Genomic DNA, 1,065 nt, shown 5'->3' on the forward strand with positions numbered 1-1,065 from the left:
CGTTTGCGGCGGTGGAATAGCCGGATGGCTATTCCATTGCATAAGCGTAGAAAGGTCGCAGATTTCGATCCCGTTCGTGACGGCAAGACGGTCACACAGTTTTGCAAAGAATTAGGAATCTCGCGGCAGACGTACCACAACATCAAAAGCCGGATAGCGCAGAAGGGTCGCGCAGGTATTGTGCCGGATTCGACTGCCCCGAAGAATCCGATGAAGAAATTTGACGAGGCCGATAAAATCGCAGTCGTCCACGCCAGACAGGAGTTGATGGAGCAAGGCTTGGATTATGGGCCTTGGTCGATCTACTACTTCTTGTTTGACACTTCAGGCCCAGATTCCACCCCATCGCGTTCTACAATCGCCTCGTGGCTGCATGAACTGGGATTTGTTGATGCCAATGCCCGCAAACGCCCCCGCAGCTCCTATAAGCGCTTCGCCCGTGATCTCGTCGGTGAACTCTGGCAAATCGATGGACTGGTCTACCGCCTCTTTGACCATGCCCACACACATGTCACGATTTACCAGATTATCGATGATGCCAGCAGATTCGATGTCGGAACCACAGCATTCGCTCTGCCAGAAAACGGTACTGATGCGCGCGCCGTACTGGCCGCAGCGTTCGCCGCCTACGGCAAACCTCAAGAAATCCTTTCCGACAATGGCGATGCGTTCGCCACCTACCACCGTGGTTTTCTCTCTGCTACTGAAACTTGGCTCGCTAGCCAAGGTGTACTTGCTATTGCTGGTTTCGCCCCGACAACCCAGGGAAAAGACGAACGCTCTCACCGCACGTTGACCCAGTTCCTCGATGCACGCCACCCAGTCAGCCTTGCTGAGGTCAACACATATCTGGCCGAATATCGCCAGGTCTACAACGAACGACGACGGCACCAATCACTGCTGGTCGGCAAAATGCACATCACACCACGCCAGGCCTTCGATACCTTCCCCAAGGCACCATCGCCTACACATCCACTCGATCCCGAGCAGGTCTGGGCCCGCGTAGTCGCCTATAACCAAGCACACAATCCACAAGCTGTATCCGAAATGCTAAACGGCCCCGCG

At 54.9% G+C, this 1,065-nt stretch carries 1 protein-coding gene; it reads left to right on the plus strand.

Annotated features, from left to right (window positions below; genetic code table 11):
• Nucleotides 1-24: 24 nt before the first annotated feature.
• Nucleotides 25-1,065 (plus strand): integrase core domain-containing protein (locus tag HMPREF3056_RS09805; protein ID WP_070754671.1); only part of this gene is annotated, 1,041 nt, incomplete at its 3' end.

It is taken from the genome of Corynebacterium sp. HMSC056F09 (assembly GCF_001815785.1).
GTDB lineage: Bacteria > Actinomycetota > Actinomycetes > Mycobacteriales > Mycobacteriaceae > Corynebacterium > Corynebacterium hiratae.